The 15834-nt window shown below is 70.9% G+C and carries 14 protein-coding genes; 7 read left to right on the top strand and 7 right to left on the bottom strand.

Annotated elements, in window-relative coordinates:
* Positions 1-91 precede the first annotated feature (91 nt).
* The gene (locus D7W81_RS31000) at positions 92-2203 is read right to left on the bottom strand and encodes a chloride channel protein (protein WP_244227543.1); all 2112 of its coding nucleotides are present in this window, start codon (positions 2201-2203) and stop codon (positions 92-94) included.
* Between the two features lie 177 nt (positions 2204-2380).
* On the opposite strand from D7W81_RS31000, the gene D7W81_RS30995 reads away from it, so the two are divergent.
* Positions 2381-2821, top strand: coding sequence for a peroxiredoxin (locus D7W81_RS30995; RefSeq protein ID WP_120559012.1), 441 nt, complete (start codon positions 2381-2383; stop codon positions 2819-2821).
* A gap of 21 nt (positions 2822-2842) precedes the next feature.
* Here the strand turns inward: D7W81_RS30995 and D7W81_RS30990 are convergent, their stop codons facing one another.
* The 3 genes from D7W81_RS30990 to D7W81_RS30980 all read right to left on the bottom strand — a co-directional run bounded on the left by D7W81_RS30990 (position 2843) and on the right by D7W81_RS30980 (position 5906).
* The gene (locus tag D7W81_RS30990) at positions 2843-3625 is read right to left on the bottom strand and encodes a DUF1109 family protein (protein WP_120559011.1); all 783 of its coding nucleotides are present in this window, start codon (positions 3623-3625) and stop codon (positions 2843-2845) included.
* A complete protein-coding gene (locus D7W81_RS30985) occupies positions 3622-4194 on the bottom strand; it encodes an RNA polymerase sigma factor (protein ID WP_167508121.1) in 573 nt (190 codons plus the stop codon). Before D7W81_RS30985 ends, D7W81_RS30990 begins: the two co-directional genes overlap by 4 nt.
* A gap of 284 nt (positions 4195-4478) precedes the next feature.
* Complete coding sequence (locus tag D7W81_RS30980) at positions 4479-5906, bottom strand: site-2 protease family protein (RefSeq protein ID WP_120559009.1); 1428 nt, start codon at positions 5904-5906, stop codon at positions 4479-4481.
* Positions 5907-6001: 95 nt separating this feature from the next.
* Here D7W81_RS30980 and dusB point away from each other — a divergent pair, with 95 nt between their 5' ends.
* A complete protein-coding gene (gene dusB / locus D7W81_RS30975) occupies positions 6002-7015 on the top strand; it encodes a tRNA dihydrouridine synthase DusB (protein WP_120559008.1) in 1014 nt (337 codons plus the stop codon).
* Here the strand turns inward: dusB and D7W81_RS30970 are convergent.
* Complete coding sequence (locus D7W81_RS30970; protein WP_120559007.1) at positions 6994-8310, bottom strand: glycoside hydrolase family 1 protein; 1317 nt, start codon at positions 8308-8310, stop codon at positions 6994-6996. The genes dusB and D7W81_RS30970 overlap by 22 nt on opposite strands.
* Positions 8311-8658: 348 nt before the next feature.
* Between D7W81_RS30970 and D7W81_RS30965 the strand changes: the two genes are divergently transcribed.
* The 4 genes from D7W81_RS30965 (at position 8659) to pyk (ending at position 12945) form a co-directional block, all read left to right on the top strand.
* Positions 8659-8865 carry an excinuclease ABC subunit A gene (locus D7W81_RS30965; protein ID WP_120559006.1) on the top strand — a complete coding sequence of 69 codons (207 nt, stop codon included), beginning with the start codon at positions 8659-8661 and terminating at the stop codon, positions 8863-8865.
* 121 nt (positions 8866-8986) lie between these two features.
* Entirely contained in the window at positions 8987-10444 is a 1458-nt protein-coding gene (locus tag D7W81_RS30960; protein WP_120559005.1) for an NFACT RNA binding domain-containing protein, read from the top strand.
* Between the two features lie 155 nt (positions 10445-10599).
* Positions 10600-11415, top strand: coding sequence for a hypothetical protein (locus D7W81_RS30955; protein ID WP_120559013.1), 816 nt, complete (start codon positions 10600-10602; stop codon positions 11413-11415).
* 99 nt (positions 11416-11514) lie between these two features.
* Positions 11515-12945, top strand: coding sequence for a pyruvate kinase (gene pyk, locus D7W81_RS30950; RefSeq protein WP_120559004.1), 1431 nt, complete (start codon positions 11515-11517; stop codon positions 12943-12945).
* Between the two features lie 9 nt (positions 12946-12954).
* On the opposite strand, the gene D7W81_RS30945 is transcribed toward pyk, so the two are convergent.
* Positions 12955-14463: an HD family phosphohydrolase gene (locus D7W81_RS30945; protein WP_120559003.1), complete on the bottom strand. Its 1509-nt coding sequence runs from the start codon at positions 14461-14463 to the stop codon at positions 12955-12957.
* Between the two features lie 173 nt (positions 14464-14636).
* Between D7W81_RS30945 and rpe the strand changes: the two genes are divergently transcribed.
* Positions 14637-15293, top strand: coding sequence for a ribulose-phosphate 3-epimerase (rpe, locus tag D7W81_RS30940; protein WP_120559002.1), 657 nt, complete (start codon positions 14637-14639; stop codon positions 15291-15293).
* A gap of 1 nt (position 15294) precedes the next feature.
* On the opposite strand, the gene D7W81_RS30935 is transcribed toward rpe, so the two are convergent.
* Positions 15295-15693 (bottom strand): response regulator, encoded by a 399-nt coding sequence (locus D7W81_RS30935; protein ID WP_120559001.1) that lies wholly within the window; start codon positions 15691-15693, stop codon positions 15295-15297.
* Positions 15694-15834: the final 141 nt, after the last annotated feature.

The raw sequence follows: 15834 nt of genomic DNA, 5'->3' as shown, positions 1-15834 counted from the left end.
GGGCAGGGCGGGTTCGGACATGGCGCCCAAGGATGCCTGCTCCCCTGGTTTCCTGACAGACCCCGCTCCGGCCACGGCCTTGTTCAGTGGCTCAGTGCGCCGCCTCGGAGGGCGTGACGGGGTAGTTGCCCGTGGCGTGAGCGCGCGTGTGCTGCGCGAAGAGGAATCGCCGGACGGCGGCGCGGGTGAGGAGTCCGCACGGGGCCAGGCCCAACACGGGGGTCACCGGCAGCGCGTCCACGTCCTCCTGGTCCATCACCTGGAGCGCATGCGCCAGGTCCGAATCCGGCGCCAGCGCGGGCAGCTTGCGCGCCAGGTCGCTGGCCACGAGCAGCGGGTACATGGATTCATCCCGCCACACCTCGCGCAGCTGCTCCACGTGCACCGTGCCGTAGAGGTTGCCCTGCGTGTCCAGCACCGGCAGCGTGCCGGCCTCGGACGTGAGCAGTTGGTCCGTCAGCGCGCGCAGCGGCGTGCCCGCGGCCACCGCCGGGACCTCCGTCATCAGGGCCCGCACGTGCGTGACCGCGAGCAGGTCCTCGTCGCTCTGCACCTTGGGCGCGGTGCGCTCCGTGAGGAAGTGGCACACCGCGGACGCGATGGTGCACGTCACCATCAGCGGCAGGATGATTTCGTGGCTGCCGCTCAGCTCGTACAACATCATCATGCCGGTGAGCGGGCCGCGCGTGAGCGCCGCCACCGCGCCGCCCATGCCCACGATGGCGTACGCGCCGCTGGGCCCCGTGGCGTGAGGGAAGAAGTAGTGCACCAGCGTGCCGAACGCGCCGCCCGCCATGGCGCCGATGAGGGCCGCTGGGAAGAACGTGCCGCCGGACCCGCCCGAGCCGATGGTGAGCGACGTGGCGACGAGCTTCAGCACGCACGCCGTCAGCAGGAAGAGGAAGGGCAGCTGGCCGGCCGCCGCCAGGTTGATGTAGTCGTGCCCGCTGCCCCAGACCGTGGGGCTGAGGAACGCGAGCACGCCCGTGCACAGCCCACCCAGCGCGGCGCGCACCGGCAGGGGCTTCCGGCCCAGCCACGGGGACAGCCGTCCGCCCATGCCGCCGTGGAAGAAGTGCTCCACGCCGTGCAGCAGCTTCACGAACGCGAACGCAATCAACCCACACCCGATGCCCAGCGCCGCGTAGGCGAATACCTCCGAGCCGCTGACGAGCTCGTAGTTGACCCGGTTGAGCATGGGCGCCTCGTCCAGCACGCCCCGGCTCACCAGCGTGCCCGCCACGCTCGCCAGGATGATGGGGGAGAACACGCGCAGCTCGAACTCGCGCAGGATGATCTCCATCGCGAACACCGCGCCCGCGATGGGGGCGTTGAAGGACGCGGAGATGCCCGCGCCCGCGCCGCACGCCAGCAGGATGGACAGCTCCTTGCGGCTGAAGCCCAGCACGCGCCCCACGCTCGACGCGAACGCCGCGCCGCCATAGACGATGGGGCCCTCGCGGCCAGCGGAGCCGCCGCTGCCAATGGTGATGGCGGACGCGATGAGCTTGAGCAGCCCGCGGTCCGCCGGCACCACGTTGGCGCCGCTCTTCACCGCGCGCACCACCTCCGGAAGGCCGTGGCCGTGCGTCTCCGGCCGGTCGCGCAGCAGCCGCCCCACGGCCAGGCCGCCCACGGTGGGCGCGAGCAGCATCAACCACCAGGGCAGGTGCGGCAGCACCGCGGGCAGGTTGTGCGCATGGCCGAACACGGCATTCACGGCCGCCAGCCCCACGAGCGGGTAGTACAGCGACAGCGCGCCCAGCGTCAGCAGCGCCAGCAGGCGCAGGCGGCGCTTCACCTCGTCGCGCGGGCCGCCGGGCTCAATCACGCGCGCGAGCAACAGCGCGCCCAGCGCCAGCGGCACGCCCACCAGGGCGTATTCCAGGTGCCAGCGCGCGGAGGAGAGCGACTCCATCAACGTGCGCAGCCGCTGCGGCTTGAGCGCCACCGCCAGCTCCGCGGCGCTGAACGTGATGCCGCTCATCACGCCAATGAGGTTGGAGAAGATGCCCGCGGCCAGACCGCTGTAGAGCCCCACCACCGCGCCCGCGATGGGCAACACCGAGGGGGTCGGCAGGCGGATGCGGTTGGACGCGCCCAGCAGGAAGTAGATGAGGCGTGACAGGTTCTGGCGCGCCCAGGCCGTGAGCGCGGCCCTCCGCTGCGACTGAGCAGGCGGAGGTTCGTCGGAGGTGTTCATTTGGTGCACCTACTAAACGGAGGAGGCCACTGGGTTTCAAGTCCCTTGATGAAGGTGTGACCCCGCCGCAGCCGGGCTGCACTCCACTCCACACATCGTGCGAGCGGTGCCCGGCTTCCCGCCCACCGGGCGTGCTACGACGCCCCTCATTTCCACCCCATGAAGGAGGCATCGCACATGCTCAAGCAGGGAGACGTGGCGCCGGAGTTCACCGTGCAGGACTCGACGGGGAAGACGCACCGCCTGTCGGACTACCGGGGCAAGAACGTGGTGCTCTGGTTCTACCCGAAGGCGGACACCCCGGGATGCACCGCGGAGGGCTGCTCCTTCCGCGATCACCAGACCCAGTACGCCGCGAAGGGCACCGTCATCCTGGGCATCAGCTTCGACACGCCGGAGGAGAACCAGGCGTTCTCCCAGAAGTTCGGCTTCAACTTCCCGCTCCTGTGCGACGTGGACCGCCAGGTGGGGCTGGCCTACGGGGCCGCGGATGACGCCTCGGCCGCCAACGCGCGCCGGGTGGGCGTCGTCATCGGGCCGGATGGCCTCATCAAGGAATGGCACGCCAAGGTGGACGCGAGAGCCTTCCCCCAGGAAGCGCTGTCGCGGCTCCAGTAGGGGGCTCCACCGCCCGGCACTTCAGGGCGCGTACGTGCGGGACGGCAGGCGCGAGCGGATGAGCACCGCCACGCCTGCCAGCGCGAACCACGGCAGCACGTGGCCCAGCATCAGGTGGCCCGCGCTGCCGTCGGGGCAGTGCACGTGCAGCACCAGCAGGCTCACCCCCGCGGAGGACAGGCCCGCCGCCAGCGCGCGCACCGGCTGGAAGGCGGAGCGGCACAGGAGGACGAGCGCCAGGGCCAGCGGCACCACCGACAGCGCCACCTCCGCGCCCATGCACCCCAGGGTGCCGGCGAGGAAGGGGCGCACCTGGACGCCGGAGCGCCCGGACAGCTGCGCCAGCGCCAGCAGGAGCGCCCCCCCGGCCACGAGCGTGAGGGGCCAGGTGCGCTGCCTCGGCGCCAGGGCCACCAGGGCGCCGCCGCCCACGCCCACGACGATGAGCAGCGCCACCAGCGCCACCGCCCACGGCGATGCGGAGTTGAGCAGCATCCCGTGCCGCCCCACCACGAGCAGTCCCACCACGCCCACGCCCAGGTAGGCGGCGAGCAGCACCGCCACCTCCTTCCACCACGGCGTGGGCCGGGGGTGTGCGGCCAGCTCCGTGAGGGACTGCCGCCGCGACTGCTCGAGCCTCGCCTCGTCGATGGGGACGGAGGGAGGTGCCGCCGCGGGAAGCGCCAGGACGTGGAAGCCCTCCAGGAGGGCACGGCAGTCCGCGCAGCCGGCCGCGTGCGACGCCAGCTCCGGAGGCAACGGGCCGTCCATGCAGTCCAGGACGCGTTCGCACTCGGGCGTCATCGCGAGGTCTCCTGCTGAAGGGGGGCGAGCAGCTCGCGCAGGCGCGCGTAGCCCCGGTGGGCGCGGACCTTCACCGCGCTCTCGGTGAGGCCCAGGGCCTCGGCGATTTCGGCGAAGCCCATGCCCTCGAAGCGGTGCATGAGGATGGGCAGCCGCTGGCCCTCGGGAAGCTGCGCCAGGGCCCGTTGCACCGCGCGCTCCAGGCCGGCGTCGCGCGGCTCCGGGGTGTCCGCCACGGCGGTGAGGGGCAATTCACCCTCTGGAGTGAGGTCCTCCGGCCGGCGGTGGCGGCGCGCATGGTCCCGCGCGGCGTTGGTGGCGATGGCGTACAGCCACGGACGGACGCGGGCGCCCGGTTGGTACCGGCCACGCGCGCGCACCAGGGACAGGAAGGTGAGCTGGGCCAGGTCCTCGGCGGTGGCGGGGCTGCCGGTGAGGCGCGCCAGGTACCCCTGCACGGGGCGCGCATACCGCTGGAAGAGCGCGTCGAACGCCTGCGCGTCTCCCTGGCAGAACCGCTCCATCAACACCTCGTCCGAGTCGCCGGAAACTCCCGGGGATGCCGGCATGTCTCCGGTACGCACGGGCGCGGAGGAAGGTTTCACGGGAGGGGACGAGGGGCTCACGGGACGGCGAGGACTCTAGGGCCCGCGGACGCCGGGAGGGAGAAAGTCGCCCTTCCGGAGCCCCTGGCCGCGCCCGCGTGGCCGGGGGGCGGCCTGGGAGCCGGCAGCCTCGCGACCGGCGCGGTCCTCCGAGCGACAAGGCGGCTTCGTTGGAGGCAGCGCGCCCCGCCCGGGGCCAGCGCTCGCCATGCGGCGTCAACGCCCGAGCGCGGTGCCGGAGCCCTGGCTCAGGGCGAGGCGGCCGGCCGCAGCCGCGCCAGCCACGCCTCGAAGGCGGGGTGTCCGTGCAGGTGCGCCAGGTCCTCGTCGGAGGCGGCATAGGCCCCGTCCTGGAAGCCCAACTCCTCCGCCCGCTGGAGCAGCCGCACCGCCTCTGTCACGTTGCCCGCGCGCGCGAAGGCGCACGCCGCGTCGTACGCGATGCCCGGGTCCGGCACGTGCTTCAGCGCCGCCTCGCCCACCGCCGCGGCCTCCGAATAGGCGCCCCGGATGAACAGCGCCCGCTCCGCGCACCGGAACGCGGCCGCCGGGTCCACGCCGGGCAGCCGCAGCGCCTCGTTCACCTGGCCCAGCCGGATGAGCGCGCCCGCGTACTCGTGCATCACGGTGCGGTCCTGCGACTCGCCCCACGCCTGCTTCCAGTAGCCCACCGCCCGAGCGTCATCCCCCACCAGGGAGAACGCCGCCGCCACCGCGTGCATCTCCACCGGCTGGCCCTGCACCTGGGAGAAGTGGTCCAGCGCGGGCCGCCCATGGCCCTGCTTCAGCGCCACCCAGCCCAGCAGGTAATGGGTCCGGCTGGTGAGCCCCGGGGACAGCCCCTCCGTCTCCAGCACCTGGTTGCCCAGCCGCCACGCGTCGTCCAGCCGGTCCTCGCGCAGGGCCTGCTGCGCCTCGCGCAGGGACTGGGCCTTGGGGCCTTCCTCCTCCTTTGCTTCGTTGCGCGCGCGCATCACGTCCGCCAGCACGCGGAACGCCTGGAAGCCGAACATGGCGAAGAGGACGCCCATGAACAGGGCCCCGCTCTTGATGGCGAGCAGCACCACGCCCACGCACAGCCCCAGCGCCAGCACGTGGGACACGATGAAGCCCCGCCGCCCGAACATCCGCGTCGCCAGCGCCGTGCTGATGTGGCCGCCATCCAGCGGAGGCACCGGCAGCAGGTTCAGCACCGCCCACACCATGTTGGCGAAGAAGAAGTTGTTCAGGAAGAAGTCCGCCATCTCCGAGCGGCCCTTCACCTGCATCAGCACCGCCCAGCACAGGACGCCCAGCGTCAGCCCCGCCAGCGGGCCCGCGAAGCTGCTCACCACGTCCTTGTGCCAGGGCAGGGGCGCGTCCGTGTTGGGCCGGGTGACGCCGCCCATGAAGACCAGGTCCACGCTCGGCTGGTATCCATAGAAGCGGAAGGCCACCGCGTGCCCCAGCTCATGGACGAGCACGGACACGAAGACGATGAACATCCACGACAGCACGTAGGCCGCCACCGCGCCCATGTGCCCGGGCGACGAGGGGTCGGCCAGCTGGTCCCCCAGCCACCCGGCGCCCGAGTGCCGCCCCGGTGACGGCAGGGACTGGTAGGCGAGCACCGCGGAGAAGAGCAGGTGACTCGTGTGGACGTGGACGGGGACGCTCCCGAGCCGGAAACGGAACATGGAGGGGGACCTTAACCGTTGGTCTCCACCCGCGCAGGGCCGTTCTCATGGCCCGCGCGCTTCTGTTCCCCGCCGGGTATAGGGTGTCTTTCCGCATGCTGAAGCTGGGTCCCTACACGCTCCCCAACCCCTACATCCTCGCGCCCATGGCGGGGGTGAGCGAGCGTCCCTTCCGCGTCATCGCCTTCCGGCTGGGCGCGGCCCTGTGCCCCACGGAGCTGGTCAGCGCCCAGGGCCTGATGCGGCAGAACCAGCGCACCCTCAAGTACCTGCGCTACGACGCGGCGGTGGAGAAGCCCTACTCGCTCCAGATTTTCGGCGGCGAACCGGAGGCCATGGCCCAGGCCGCGCAGGTGGGCAAGGCCGCGGGCGCGCAGGTCATCGACATCAACATGGGCTGCCCGGTGAAGAAGGTGGTGCGCAACGGCGCCGGCAGCGGCCTGCTGTGCGACGTGCCCCGCGCCGCGGCCATCGTCCGCGCCATCCGCGAGGCCACCGGCCTGCCCGTCACCTGTAAAATCCGCTCGGGCTGGGACGCGCGCACGCTCAACTACCTCCAGGTGGCGGAGTCCCTCCAGGAGGCGGGGTGCGCGGGGCTCGCCCTCCATCCGCGCACGCGCGAGCAGGGCTACTCGGGACAGGCGGACTGGGACCACATCACGGACCTGAAGCGCCACTTCCCGGAGCTGCCCATCATGGGCAACGGGGACGTGAAGACGGTGGCGGACGCGCACCGCATGCTGGACAGCACCGGCTGCGACTTCGTGATGATTGGCCGGGGCGCCCTGGGCAACCCGTGGCTCTTCCGCGAGCTCGTCGGCGGCCCGCCCGCCACCCCCGAGGAGCGCTGCGCGCTGGTGCTGGAGCACGCCCGGGCCCACGCGGAGTTCGTGGGGGACGCGCTGGGCGCGGTGCGATCCTTCCGTCGGCACCTGGCCTGGTACGCCCATGGCCTCAAGGGCGCCGCGCACTTCCGCTCGGAGGTGAACGGGCTGGACTCGCCCCAGGCGGTGGAGGACAGCGTGCGCCGCTTCTTCGCGGGCGCGGACACGGACCCCACGGCACCTCTAGAGGAGCCGGAAGTGGACTACCGCGCGGCGCTGGGCTGAGCGGCGACGGAAGCGGGCGGCACCAGCACGCGCCCGGTGGCCACCGCGCGGAAGTAGTCGCAGGCCGGGGTGGGCCGGCGCTCCAGCGTGTCGAAGTCGACGTGGTAGAGGCCGAAGCGCGGGCCCCAACCCTCCAGCCACTCGAAGTTGTCCAGCAGGCTCCAATAGAGGTAGCCCTGCACGTCCACGCCGGCCTCGCGCGCGGCCAGCACCTGACGCAGGTGCGCGTGGAGGTACTCCGGCCGCACCGTGCCTTTCCGGTCGTCGATGCCGTTCTCCGTCACCCACACCGGCTTGCCGTAGCGCTTCACCTCCTGGAGCAGCTGGAGGAAGCCCTCGGGGCGCTGCTCCCACCCGATGTCCGTGAGCCCGCGCGCGTCCGGGTCGCGGTACTTGAAGTCGATGAAGGGCGGGCGCGGCATGAAGCGCAGGTGCGCGCGCGTGTAGTAGTTGATGCCCACGAACTCCACCGAGTCGCGCGCCTCCGGGATGCGCACGTCCGTGGACGCCACGCCCGGCATGAACACGCGCAGGTGGCCGGACGACAGCGCCTCGTGGAACGCGTGGTTGTAGGCCGGGGCCGCCAGCCGCACCAGCGAGCGGTCCAGGGGATGCCACCAGCGGTCCGGCGCGAACGCGAGCATGTTCTGGGAGATGCCCAGCTCCACGCGGCCCAGGTGCTGGCCCAGCTCCTCTCGCGCGATGGCGTGCGCGCGCACCAGGTTCTCCAGCGCGGCCATCGTCTTCGCCCCATCCGTGATGCCCGGCGGCATCAGGCCCTGGAGGTAGCCGCCCAACAAGAGGACCATCGGTTCGTTGAAGGAGATGACGAGCGCGTCCAGCCCCTCCAACAGGGGCGCGCACCGGCGCACGTACTGGCGGAAGGCCTCCAGGCTCTCCGGAAGGTGCCAGGGGGTGGACGCGTGGAACCACGTGGGGTGGGTGAAGTGATGGAGCGTCACCACCGGCCGCAGGCCCTGCGCGCGAAGCTGCAAGAGCCGCTCGCGGTAGCCCTCCAGCGCCGCGCCATCGAACCGGCCGCGCTCGGGCTCGATGCGCGCCCACTCCAGCGACAGCCGGAACGCCGTGGCCCCCACCGCCTTCGCCAGGGCGTAGTCCTCCGCGTAGCGGTTCCAGTGGTCCACCGCGCGGCCGCAGCGCGCATGGGGCTCCTTCAACTTCCCCTGCCGCTCCCATTGGGCCCAGTCGTTCTCGATGCCGCCCTCCACCTGGTACGCGGACGTGGCGACGCCGAAGGTGAAGGACGCGGGGAAGGTCAGCGCGGTGGAGCTCATGCGGGCGGGCACCGTAGGCCGCCGACTCCACGACGGGAAGCGACGCGATGCGCGCGCGCCGGATGCACGGCAGCGGACATCCATACCTGTAGCGCGGACCCTCGAAATGCGTCCGGAGCCGGAAATTGGGCCCCGCACGCGACGCGCAGGACCCCCGAAATGACCGCCCACGAACGGTTCGAAGCGCCCGGAGGCCAAAAATCGGCCTCGCCGCGCACTGCAATACATCACCATGCGTTGACACACTGGCATGTCGCCCGTACCATTCATTTCAAGCACTCACGTTCAGTCCAAAGTGGGTGCAGGGCTCGCGTCCTCGCGGGCCTCAACACTGAACGGAGGATTCCGATGGCCGCGAAGAAGAAGACCGCGAAGAAGGCCGCGTCGAAGAAGACCGCGTCGAAGAAGACCGCCGCCCGCAAGGCCCCTGCCGCCAAGCGCGGTGCGGCCAAGAAGGCCCCGGCCAAGAAGGCCGCCGCGAAGAAGTCCGCGCGCAAGACGACCCGCAAGAGCGCCGGCAAGGCCGCTGCGGCCCCGGCGACGCCGGAAGCCTGAAGTAAAGCGTCATGACGGACGTCGGTTGACGTCCGGTGAACGGCTCGGCGAAACCCGCCGGGCCGTTTTTCTTTTGCGGGCCAGGGGTTGACGCCCCGGTGGTTCGCACCCGGGAGGGGCCATGTCGCTGCGTCCGGTGGAGTTTGGGGAGGTCGTGGCGGAGGCCGCGGCCCGGCTGGTGGGCGCGGTGGCCCAGAAGGCGTGGTGCCCGCTGCCCCGGCTGGCCTACCTGGAGCTGCGCGTCCCGGGCAGATCGGTGGTCCTGTGCCTGTGCGCCGAAGGGGAGCTGTCGCGCCTGTCCGTCGCGGAGGACCGCTTCCCCACGCCGGGCGAACCCGCCCCCTTCCAGCGCTGGCTGCGCCAGGAACTCACCGGCTTCAAGCTTCAGGCCGCGCACTACCTGGAGGAGAGCCGCGCCATCGTCCTGGAGTTCGAGCGCGAAGGCGTGCGCCGCAGGCTCGTCCTGGAGGTGGGCGCGCCGGGAGGCCTGCTCATCCTCAGCGACAACCACCGCGTGCTGATGCTCTCGGGCGAAGGCTTCGGCCCGCGGCGCAACCTCTATCCCGGAGCGCAGTGGTCGCCACCGGAGCCCGTGTCCCCGGAGGCGCTGGCGAAGGGACGCGCGCAGCCCTCGCGTCTGGAGCCGAAGGAAGAGGACACCCTCCCGAAGCTCCAGGCCGCCGAGCGGGTACTCGGGCAGAAGGACCGCACCAGCCGCGCGGACACCATCCGCCGCCGGCTCGCGCAGCCGTACCGGGCGCGGCTGAAGCGCTCCTCCCGCACGCTGGAGAAGGTGCGCGCGGAGGCCCAGCGTGGCCCGGAGGCGGAGAAGCACCGGGAGGTGGGCGAGCTGCTCGCGCAGAACCTGCACCGCCTCAAGCGCGGCGCGTCCCAGGTGACGCTCACCGCCTATACGGAGGCGGGCGTGGAGGAGGTCCAGGTGAAGCTGGACCCGAAGCGCACCCCGAAGGAGGAGGCGGACTGGCACTTCCACCAGTACCGGCGCCTCCTGCGCGGCGTGGAGCAGGCCCGCCACCGCGAGGCGGAGCTCGCGCGCGAGGTGGCCCACGCGCAGACGGCGCTCACGCAGATCGAGGCCATGGATGACGCCGCGCTGATGGCGCAGGCCGAAGTGCTCCAGGTGTCCCAGGGCGAGGAGGGCCCGAAGGGGGGCCTCCCCTTCAAGGAATACGTCGGCCACGGCGGCGCTCGCATCTGGGTGGGGCGCGGCTCGGAGGACAACGACCAGCTCACCTTCAAGGTGGCCCGGCCCTGGCACATGTGGCTGCACGCGCGGGGGCTTCCGGGCAGTCACGTGGTGGTGCCGCTGGAGAAGAACGCGGAGGTGTCCCAGGAGGTGCTGCTGGACGCGGCGCACCTCGCGCTGCACCACTCGGGGGCGAAGGGCGAGCCGCGCGGCGAGGTGAGCTACCTGCCGGTGAAGTTCGTGCGCAAGCTGAAGGGCGCTGCCCCCGGGCAGGTGACGTATGCCCGGGAGAAGACCTTCGTGGTGCGCATGGAGCCGGAGCGGCTGGAGCGGCTGCTCAAGTCGCGCCATGGAGACCCGGGCCTGCCCTGAAGGGCAGGGTCCGCCATGGGACGGAATCACCCCGGGGTGTCACGCTCGGCGTGTGGGCCAGGTCGACAGGCGGACGGGCGTCCAGCCCCTGGCCTTGAGCTTCGGGAAGTGCCGGGTACGATGCCCTCCGCGTGACCCCCGAAGCCATCCGCCAGATGTCCCTGTTCCCGCGTGGCGCGTCCGCGGAACGCGCCGCCGCTTCCGCGCAACGCGCGCCGGAAGGACCCGCGCCCCTGCCGCCGCGCAACCGCGTCGCGGAGGAGGCCCCGCGCGTCCTCACCGCGTCGCGCGAGGAGCTGTGGACGCGCGCGGAGTCACTCGCGTGGCGCTTGAGCGCGAACCTGGGCATGCCGGTGCGCCTGGCCGTGACGGACAACCGCTCCACCATGGTGTCCTTCCGCCGCGGCTCGCAGGTGCTCCAGCTGCGGCTGCACCACATGTTCCTGGACGCGCCCGAAGTGGTGGTGCGCGCGGTGGCGGACTACGCGGGCCGCGGGCACCGCGCCGCGGGCGCCCTGCTGGACGAGTACATCCGGGGCCAGCAGCCGCTCATCCGCCAGCTGCGGCGTGAGTCGGACGCGGAATTGAATCCGCTCGGCCGCTGCTTCGACCTGCGGGCGCTCTACAACGGCGTCAACGAGGCCTACTTCCAGAACGCCATCCAGGCCCGCATTGGCTGGGGCCGCATGCCTCCGCGCCGCCGCCGCAAGTCCATCCGCCTGGGCGTCTACGACCACCAGACGCGCGAAATCCGCATCCACCCCGCGCTGGACAAGCCGGACGTGCCCGCCTTCTTCGTGGAGTTCATCGTCTTCCACGAGATGCTCCACCAGCTGTTCCCCAGCAGCAATCGCACCGGGCGCCGCGTGCACCACCCGCGCGCCTTCCGCGAGCGCGAGCGCACGTACCCGCACTACGCCGCCGCGCTGCGTTGGGAGCGCGAGAACCTGGGCGCGCTGCTGCGCGGTTGAGCGCACGCCGAGCGGCCTGGACATTTACTGGTTTACCTGCTCGCTCGCGCTCTGTGACTCCTTGACCGAAACGCGGGGGTCCCGGATGTTCGCGCTCCTATGCGACGAGCAAAGATTGTCTGCACCCTCGGCCCTGCCAGTCAGACCCCGGAGATGTTGGAAGCGCTGCTGGAGGCCGGCATGGACGTGGCCCGGCTCAACTTCTCCCACGGCAGCCACGAGCAGCATCAGGCGAACATCGACATGCTGCGCGCGGCCTCGCTGAAGGTGCGCAAGGCGGTGGGCATCCTGGGGGACCTGCAGGGTCCCAAGATCCGCACCGGCCGCTTCATCACCGGCAGCACGGAGCTGAAGCACGGCGCCACCTTCCACATCACCACGGATGAGACGGTGAAGGGCACGGACGAAATCGTGTCCACCACGTACCCGCACCTGGCGGCGGACGTGAACCCGGGCGACCGCATCCTCCTGGACGACGGCCTCCTGGAGCTGCGCGTCGTGGAGACGGACAAGAAGCAGCTCATCAAGACGGAAGTCATCCACGGCGGCACGCTGAAGAACAACAAGGGCATCAACCTGCCCGGCGTCGCGGTGCGCGCGGACGCGCTCACGCCCAAGGACCGCGAGGACCTCATCTTCGGCCTCAAGGCGGGCGTGGACTACATCGCGCTGTCCTTCGTGCGCCAGCCGTCGGACCTGGACGCCGCCCGGCAGGCGATGGCGGAGGTGGGCCGCACGGTGCCCATCATCTCCAAGCTGGAGAAGCCGGAGGCCATCGCGCGCCTGGACGCCATCCTCGACAAAACGGACGGCGTGATGGTGGCCCGCGGCGACCTGGGCGTGGAGATTCCCCCCGAAGAGGTGCCGGCCGTCCAGAAGGACATCATCCGGCGCTCCAACCTGCGCGGCCTGCCCGTCATCGTGGCCACGCAGATGCTCAACTCGATGATCGACAACCCGCGCCCCACGCGCGCGGAGGCCAGCGACGTGGCCAACGCCGTGTACGACGGCGCGGACGCGCTGATGCTCTCGGGTGAGACGGCGAGCGGCAAGTTCCCCACGGACTCCGTGCAGATGATGGAGCGCATCATCCTGGCGGCCGAGTCCTCCTCCCGCTCCCAGCACCAGCCGCGCGTGATTGAAGCCCCGCTGGGCCTGCCGCTGCACTTCCCGGACGTCATCGCGCGCGTGGCGTGCGAGGCGGCCAAGGCCAGCGGCGCGTCGCTCATCGCGGCCTTCACGCTGTCGGGCGTGACGGCGCGGCTGCTCGCGCACTACCGCCCCACGGTGCCCATCGTCGCGTTCAGCCCGAACCAGGAGGTGCGCCGCCGCCTGTCGCTGCTCTGGGGCGTGGTGCCGCGCGTGCTGGAGCCCATCCAGGAGACGGAGACCATGCTCCGCCGCGTGGAGGAGGAGCTGGTGTCGCGAGGCCTCGCGCGCAGGGGCGACCGCATCGTGGTGGTGTTCGGAGCGCCGGTGGGGCAGCCCGGGAAAATCAACAGCCTCCGGCTGCACACCATCAGCGCCTGATGCCGTGTCCTACGCCGGGCTCTTCTTGAGGGCCCGGCGGGGAATCTCCGCCTCGACGAAGATGGCGAAGAGGTCCTTGTCCAGCTGTCCGGACCCCGCCTCCTTCTTGAGGATGTCCAACGCCAACGTGTGCGGCACGGCCTTCTTGTAGGGCCGGTCGCTCGCGGTGAGCGCGTCGTAGATGTCGCAGATGGACATCATCCGGGACTGCACCGGAATCTCCGGGACGGCGCGAGGGTAGCCCGTGCCATCCAGCTTCTCGTGGTGCGCGTACGCAATCTCAGGCACGCGGCGCAGCGCGCGAGTCCACGGAATCTGGGACAGGAAGCGGTACGTATGCTCGACGTGGCTCTCGATTTCGCGGCGCTCCTCCGGGGAGAGCGTGCCGCGGGTGATGGAGAGGGATTGGATTTCATGGGGCAAGAGCAGCGGCCGCCCATGGTCGTGCGCGTCCGTGTACGTGAGCTTGCCCAGCTCCAGCAGCCGCTCGAAGTTGCCCTGCGCCAGCACCGTGGGCTTGTTGCAGGTGAGCAGGAAGCCCATCACCTCATCCAGCTGGGCCAGCTCCTGGGCAAGCCGCGCATCCTCCTCCTGATGGATGGAGGGCAGGGCGGACAGGCCGCGAACCTCCACGGAGGCCAGCCGGCGCCGGGAGCTCTGCAGCTGCAGGTCCTTGCGAGCCAGCTGGAAGCGGGCGTGCAGCGTCTCCAGCTCATGCGGGTAGAGCTTCTCCGCCTTGACGAGCACGTTCTCGCGCACGCCCACCTTGCCGAAGTCGTGCAGGAGCGACGCGTACCGCAGCTCCTGCAGCTCCACGGCGGTGAAGCGCGTCTGGGCATACGGCCCGGTGGTGTGGTGCTCCAGCGCCCGGGCCAGGGACACGGTGAGGTCCGCGACGCGGCCGGAGTGGCCCGCGGTGGTGGGGTCGCGCGCCTCGATGGCGACGACGGACGCGGAGACGAAGCCCTCGAAGAGGCGGTTGATCTCCTCATGGAGGAGGGCGTTTTCAATGGCGCCGGCGGCCTGGGCGCCCAGGGCGAGCAGCAGCTCCTCGTCCTCGGCGTCGAACACGCGCCCGCCGCGCTTGTTGAGGGCCTGGATGACGCCCGTCACGTCCCCGTTGGCGTCGCGCATGGGGACGCAGAGGATGGTGTGGGTGCGGTAGCCGCTGGAGACGTCGAAGCTGCTGTTGAAGCGGGGGTCGGCGTAGGCGTCCGGGATGTTGATGACGGCGCCGGTGTGGGCGACCTGGCCGGCGATGCCGCTGCCCATGGGGAGGCGGATTTCGTTCTTGGAGCCCTGGGCCACCTTGCTCCACAGCTCCTCGCGCTCGCGGTCCAGGATGAAGAGCGAGCAGCGGTCCGACTCCACGACCTTGGTGGCCTCATAGAGGATGAGAGGCAGCAGCAGGTCGAGGTCCCGCTCGGCGCTCATCGCCTTGGCGACATCCAGGATGGACGTCAGCTTCGCGAGCCGGCGGGACAGGTTGGGGGAGGCGGGCACGGACTGGGGAAGCACCGGGGCGGGCTCCGTGGGATGCGGCGGGTGGCCGCGGGCGCGTCAGGTTGTAGCACGCAGCGTGTCTCGGCCGCCCGGCCCCCCCACCTGGTGGGTCCACCTCTGTCCGCAAGCCCGCTGTCCTGCCGGGCGAAGGTACCAGGGCAATCCGGAAGCGGTTATGAAGCGCCGCCATGACCCGCCCCGTTCGCATCTCCCCGTCGCTGCTCTCCTGTGACTTCAGCCGCCTGGGTGAGGAGGTCCGCGCCATCGAGGCGGACGGCGCAGACTGGATTCACGTGGATGTCATGGATGGCAGGTTCGTCCCCAACCTCACGTTGGGGCCGCCCATCGTGGAGGCCATCAAGCGGGTGGCGACGAAGCCGCTGGACGTGCACCTGATGATTGTCGAGCCGGAGAAGTACGTGGACGCGTTCGTGAAGGCGGGCGCGGACGTGCTGACGGTGCACCAGGAGGCGAGCCCCCATCTGCACCGCACGCTGCAAGCCATCCGTCACGCGGGGGCGAAGCCGGCGGTGGTGTTGAACCCGGGCACGCCGCTGGTGGCGATTGAGGAGGTGCTGGGGGACGTGGACATGGTGCTCTTGATGAGCGTGAACCCGGGGTTCGGGGGCCAGTCGTTCATCGAGTCCACGGTGGACAAGGTCCGCCGGCTGCGCGCGATGTTGGACGCGCGGGGGCTGGACGTGGACATCGAGGTGGACGGCGGCATCAACGCCGAGACGGCGAAGCGCGTGGTGGACGCGGGTGCGACGGTGCTGGTGGCGGGCAGCTACGTGTTTGGCGCGAAGGACCGTGCGGCGGCCATCCGTTCACTGCGGCCGTCGTGAGTCAGGCGGCTTCGGGCGAAGCGGGCGGGCGCACAGCGGCGGCGGCCATCCGGGCGATGCGGGCCATGAAGGTGGGGTCGCACGGCTTCACTTCGTAGTCGTCGGCGCCCAGCTCGAAGCACACGTGGCGGGTGAACTGGTCCTCCACGCCGCTGAGCATGATGACCTTGCTGTCGCGGGTGACGGGGTCCTTCTTCAGCTGCGCGAGGAGGTCCCGGCCGTCCTGGTGCTGGTTGATGTCCAGGATGATGACCGCGGGCCGGTGTTTGCGGGCCAGCTCCAGCACATGTTCGGAGGTGGTGTCGGACACGCAGACGAGGCCGGAGCGCTTGGCCTCCCGGGCGAGTGCGGACACGACGAGGGGCTCATCATCCGAGATGAGGACAGTGGGAGCAGTCATGGTCCTCTGTGGGGGGACAGGGGCGGATCAACGTGCAACACCTTGGAAGTACAGGAAGGTCCGGATGTTGTGAAGAGGGTGAACATTGTCCCGTCCTGAAGGGTAGGTAGGACAACAGTCGAGGGAGCTGGGGAGGCGGGG

The sequence above is a fragment of the Corallococcus aberystwythensis genome, from assembly GCF_003612165.1.
GTDB classification, from domain to species: domain Bacteria; phylum Myxococcota; class Myxococcia; order Myxococcales; family Myxococcaceae; genus Corallococcus; species Corallococcus aberystwythensis.
Note: the sequence above shows the minus strand (reverse complement) of the source record. Positions and strands in the feature narration are given on the sequence as shown.

Coding starts and splice junctions, on each gene's coding strand:
- D7W81_RS31000 (WP_244227543.1), bottom strand. CDS start 2,203: ATGAACACCTCCGACGAACCTCCGCCTGCTCAGTCGCAGCGGAGGGCC.
- D7W81_RS30995 (WP_120559012.1), top strand. CDS start 2,381: ATGCTCAAGCAGGGAGACGTGGCGCCGGAGTTCACCGTGCAGGACTCG.
- D7W81_RS30990 (WP_120559011.1), bottom strand. CDS start 3,625: ATGACGCCCGAGTGCGAACGCGTCCTGGACTGCATGGACGGCCCGTTG.
- D7W81_RS30985 (WP_167508121.1), bottom strand. CDS start 4,194: ATGCCGGCATCCCCGGGAGTTTCCGGCGACTCGGACGAGGTGTTGATG.
- D7W81_RS30980 (WP_120559009.1), bottom strand. CDS start 5,906: ATGTTCCGTTTCCGGCTCGGGAGCGTCCCCGTCCACGTCCACACGAGT.
- dusB (WP_120559008.1), top strand. CDS start 6,002: ATGCTGAAGCTGGGTCCCTACACGCTCCCCAACCCCTACATCCTCGCG.
- D7W81_RS30970 (WP_120559007.1), bottom strand. CDS start 8,310: ATGAGCTCCACCGCGCTGACCTTCCCCGCGTCCTTCACCTTCGGCGTC.
- D7W81_RS30965 (WP_120559006.1), top strand. CDS start 8,659: ATGGCCGCGAAGAAGAAGACCGCGAAGAAGGCCGCGTCGAAGAAGACC.
- D7W81_RS30960 (WP_120559005.1), top strand. CDS start 8,987: ATGTCGCTGCGTCCGGTGGAGTTTGGGGAGGTCGTGGCGGAGGCCGCG.
- D7W81_RS30955 (WP_120559013.1), top strand. CDS start 10,600: ATGTCCCTGTTCCCGCGTGGCGCGTCCGCGGAACGCGCCGCCGCTTCC.
- pyk (WP_120559004.1), top strand. CDS start 11,515: ATGCGACGAGCAAAGATTGTCTGCACCCTCGGCCCTGCCAGTCAGACC.
- rpe (WP_120559002.1), top strand. CDS start 14,637: ATGACCCGCCCCGTTCGCATCTCCCCGTCGCTGCTCTCCTGTGACTTC.
- D7W81_RS30935 (WP_120559001.1), bottom strand. CDS start 15,693: ATGACTGCTCCCACTGTCCTCATCTCGGATGATGAGCCCCTCGTCGTG.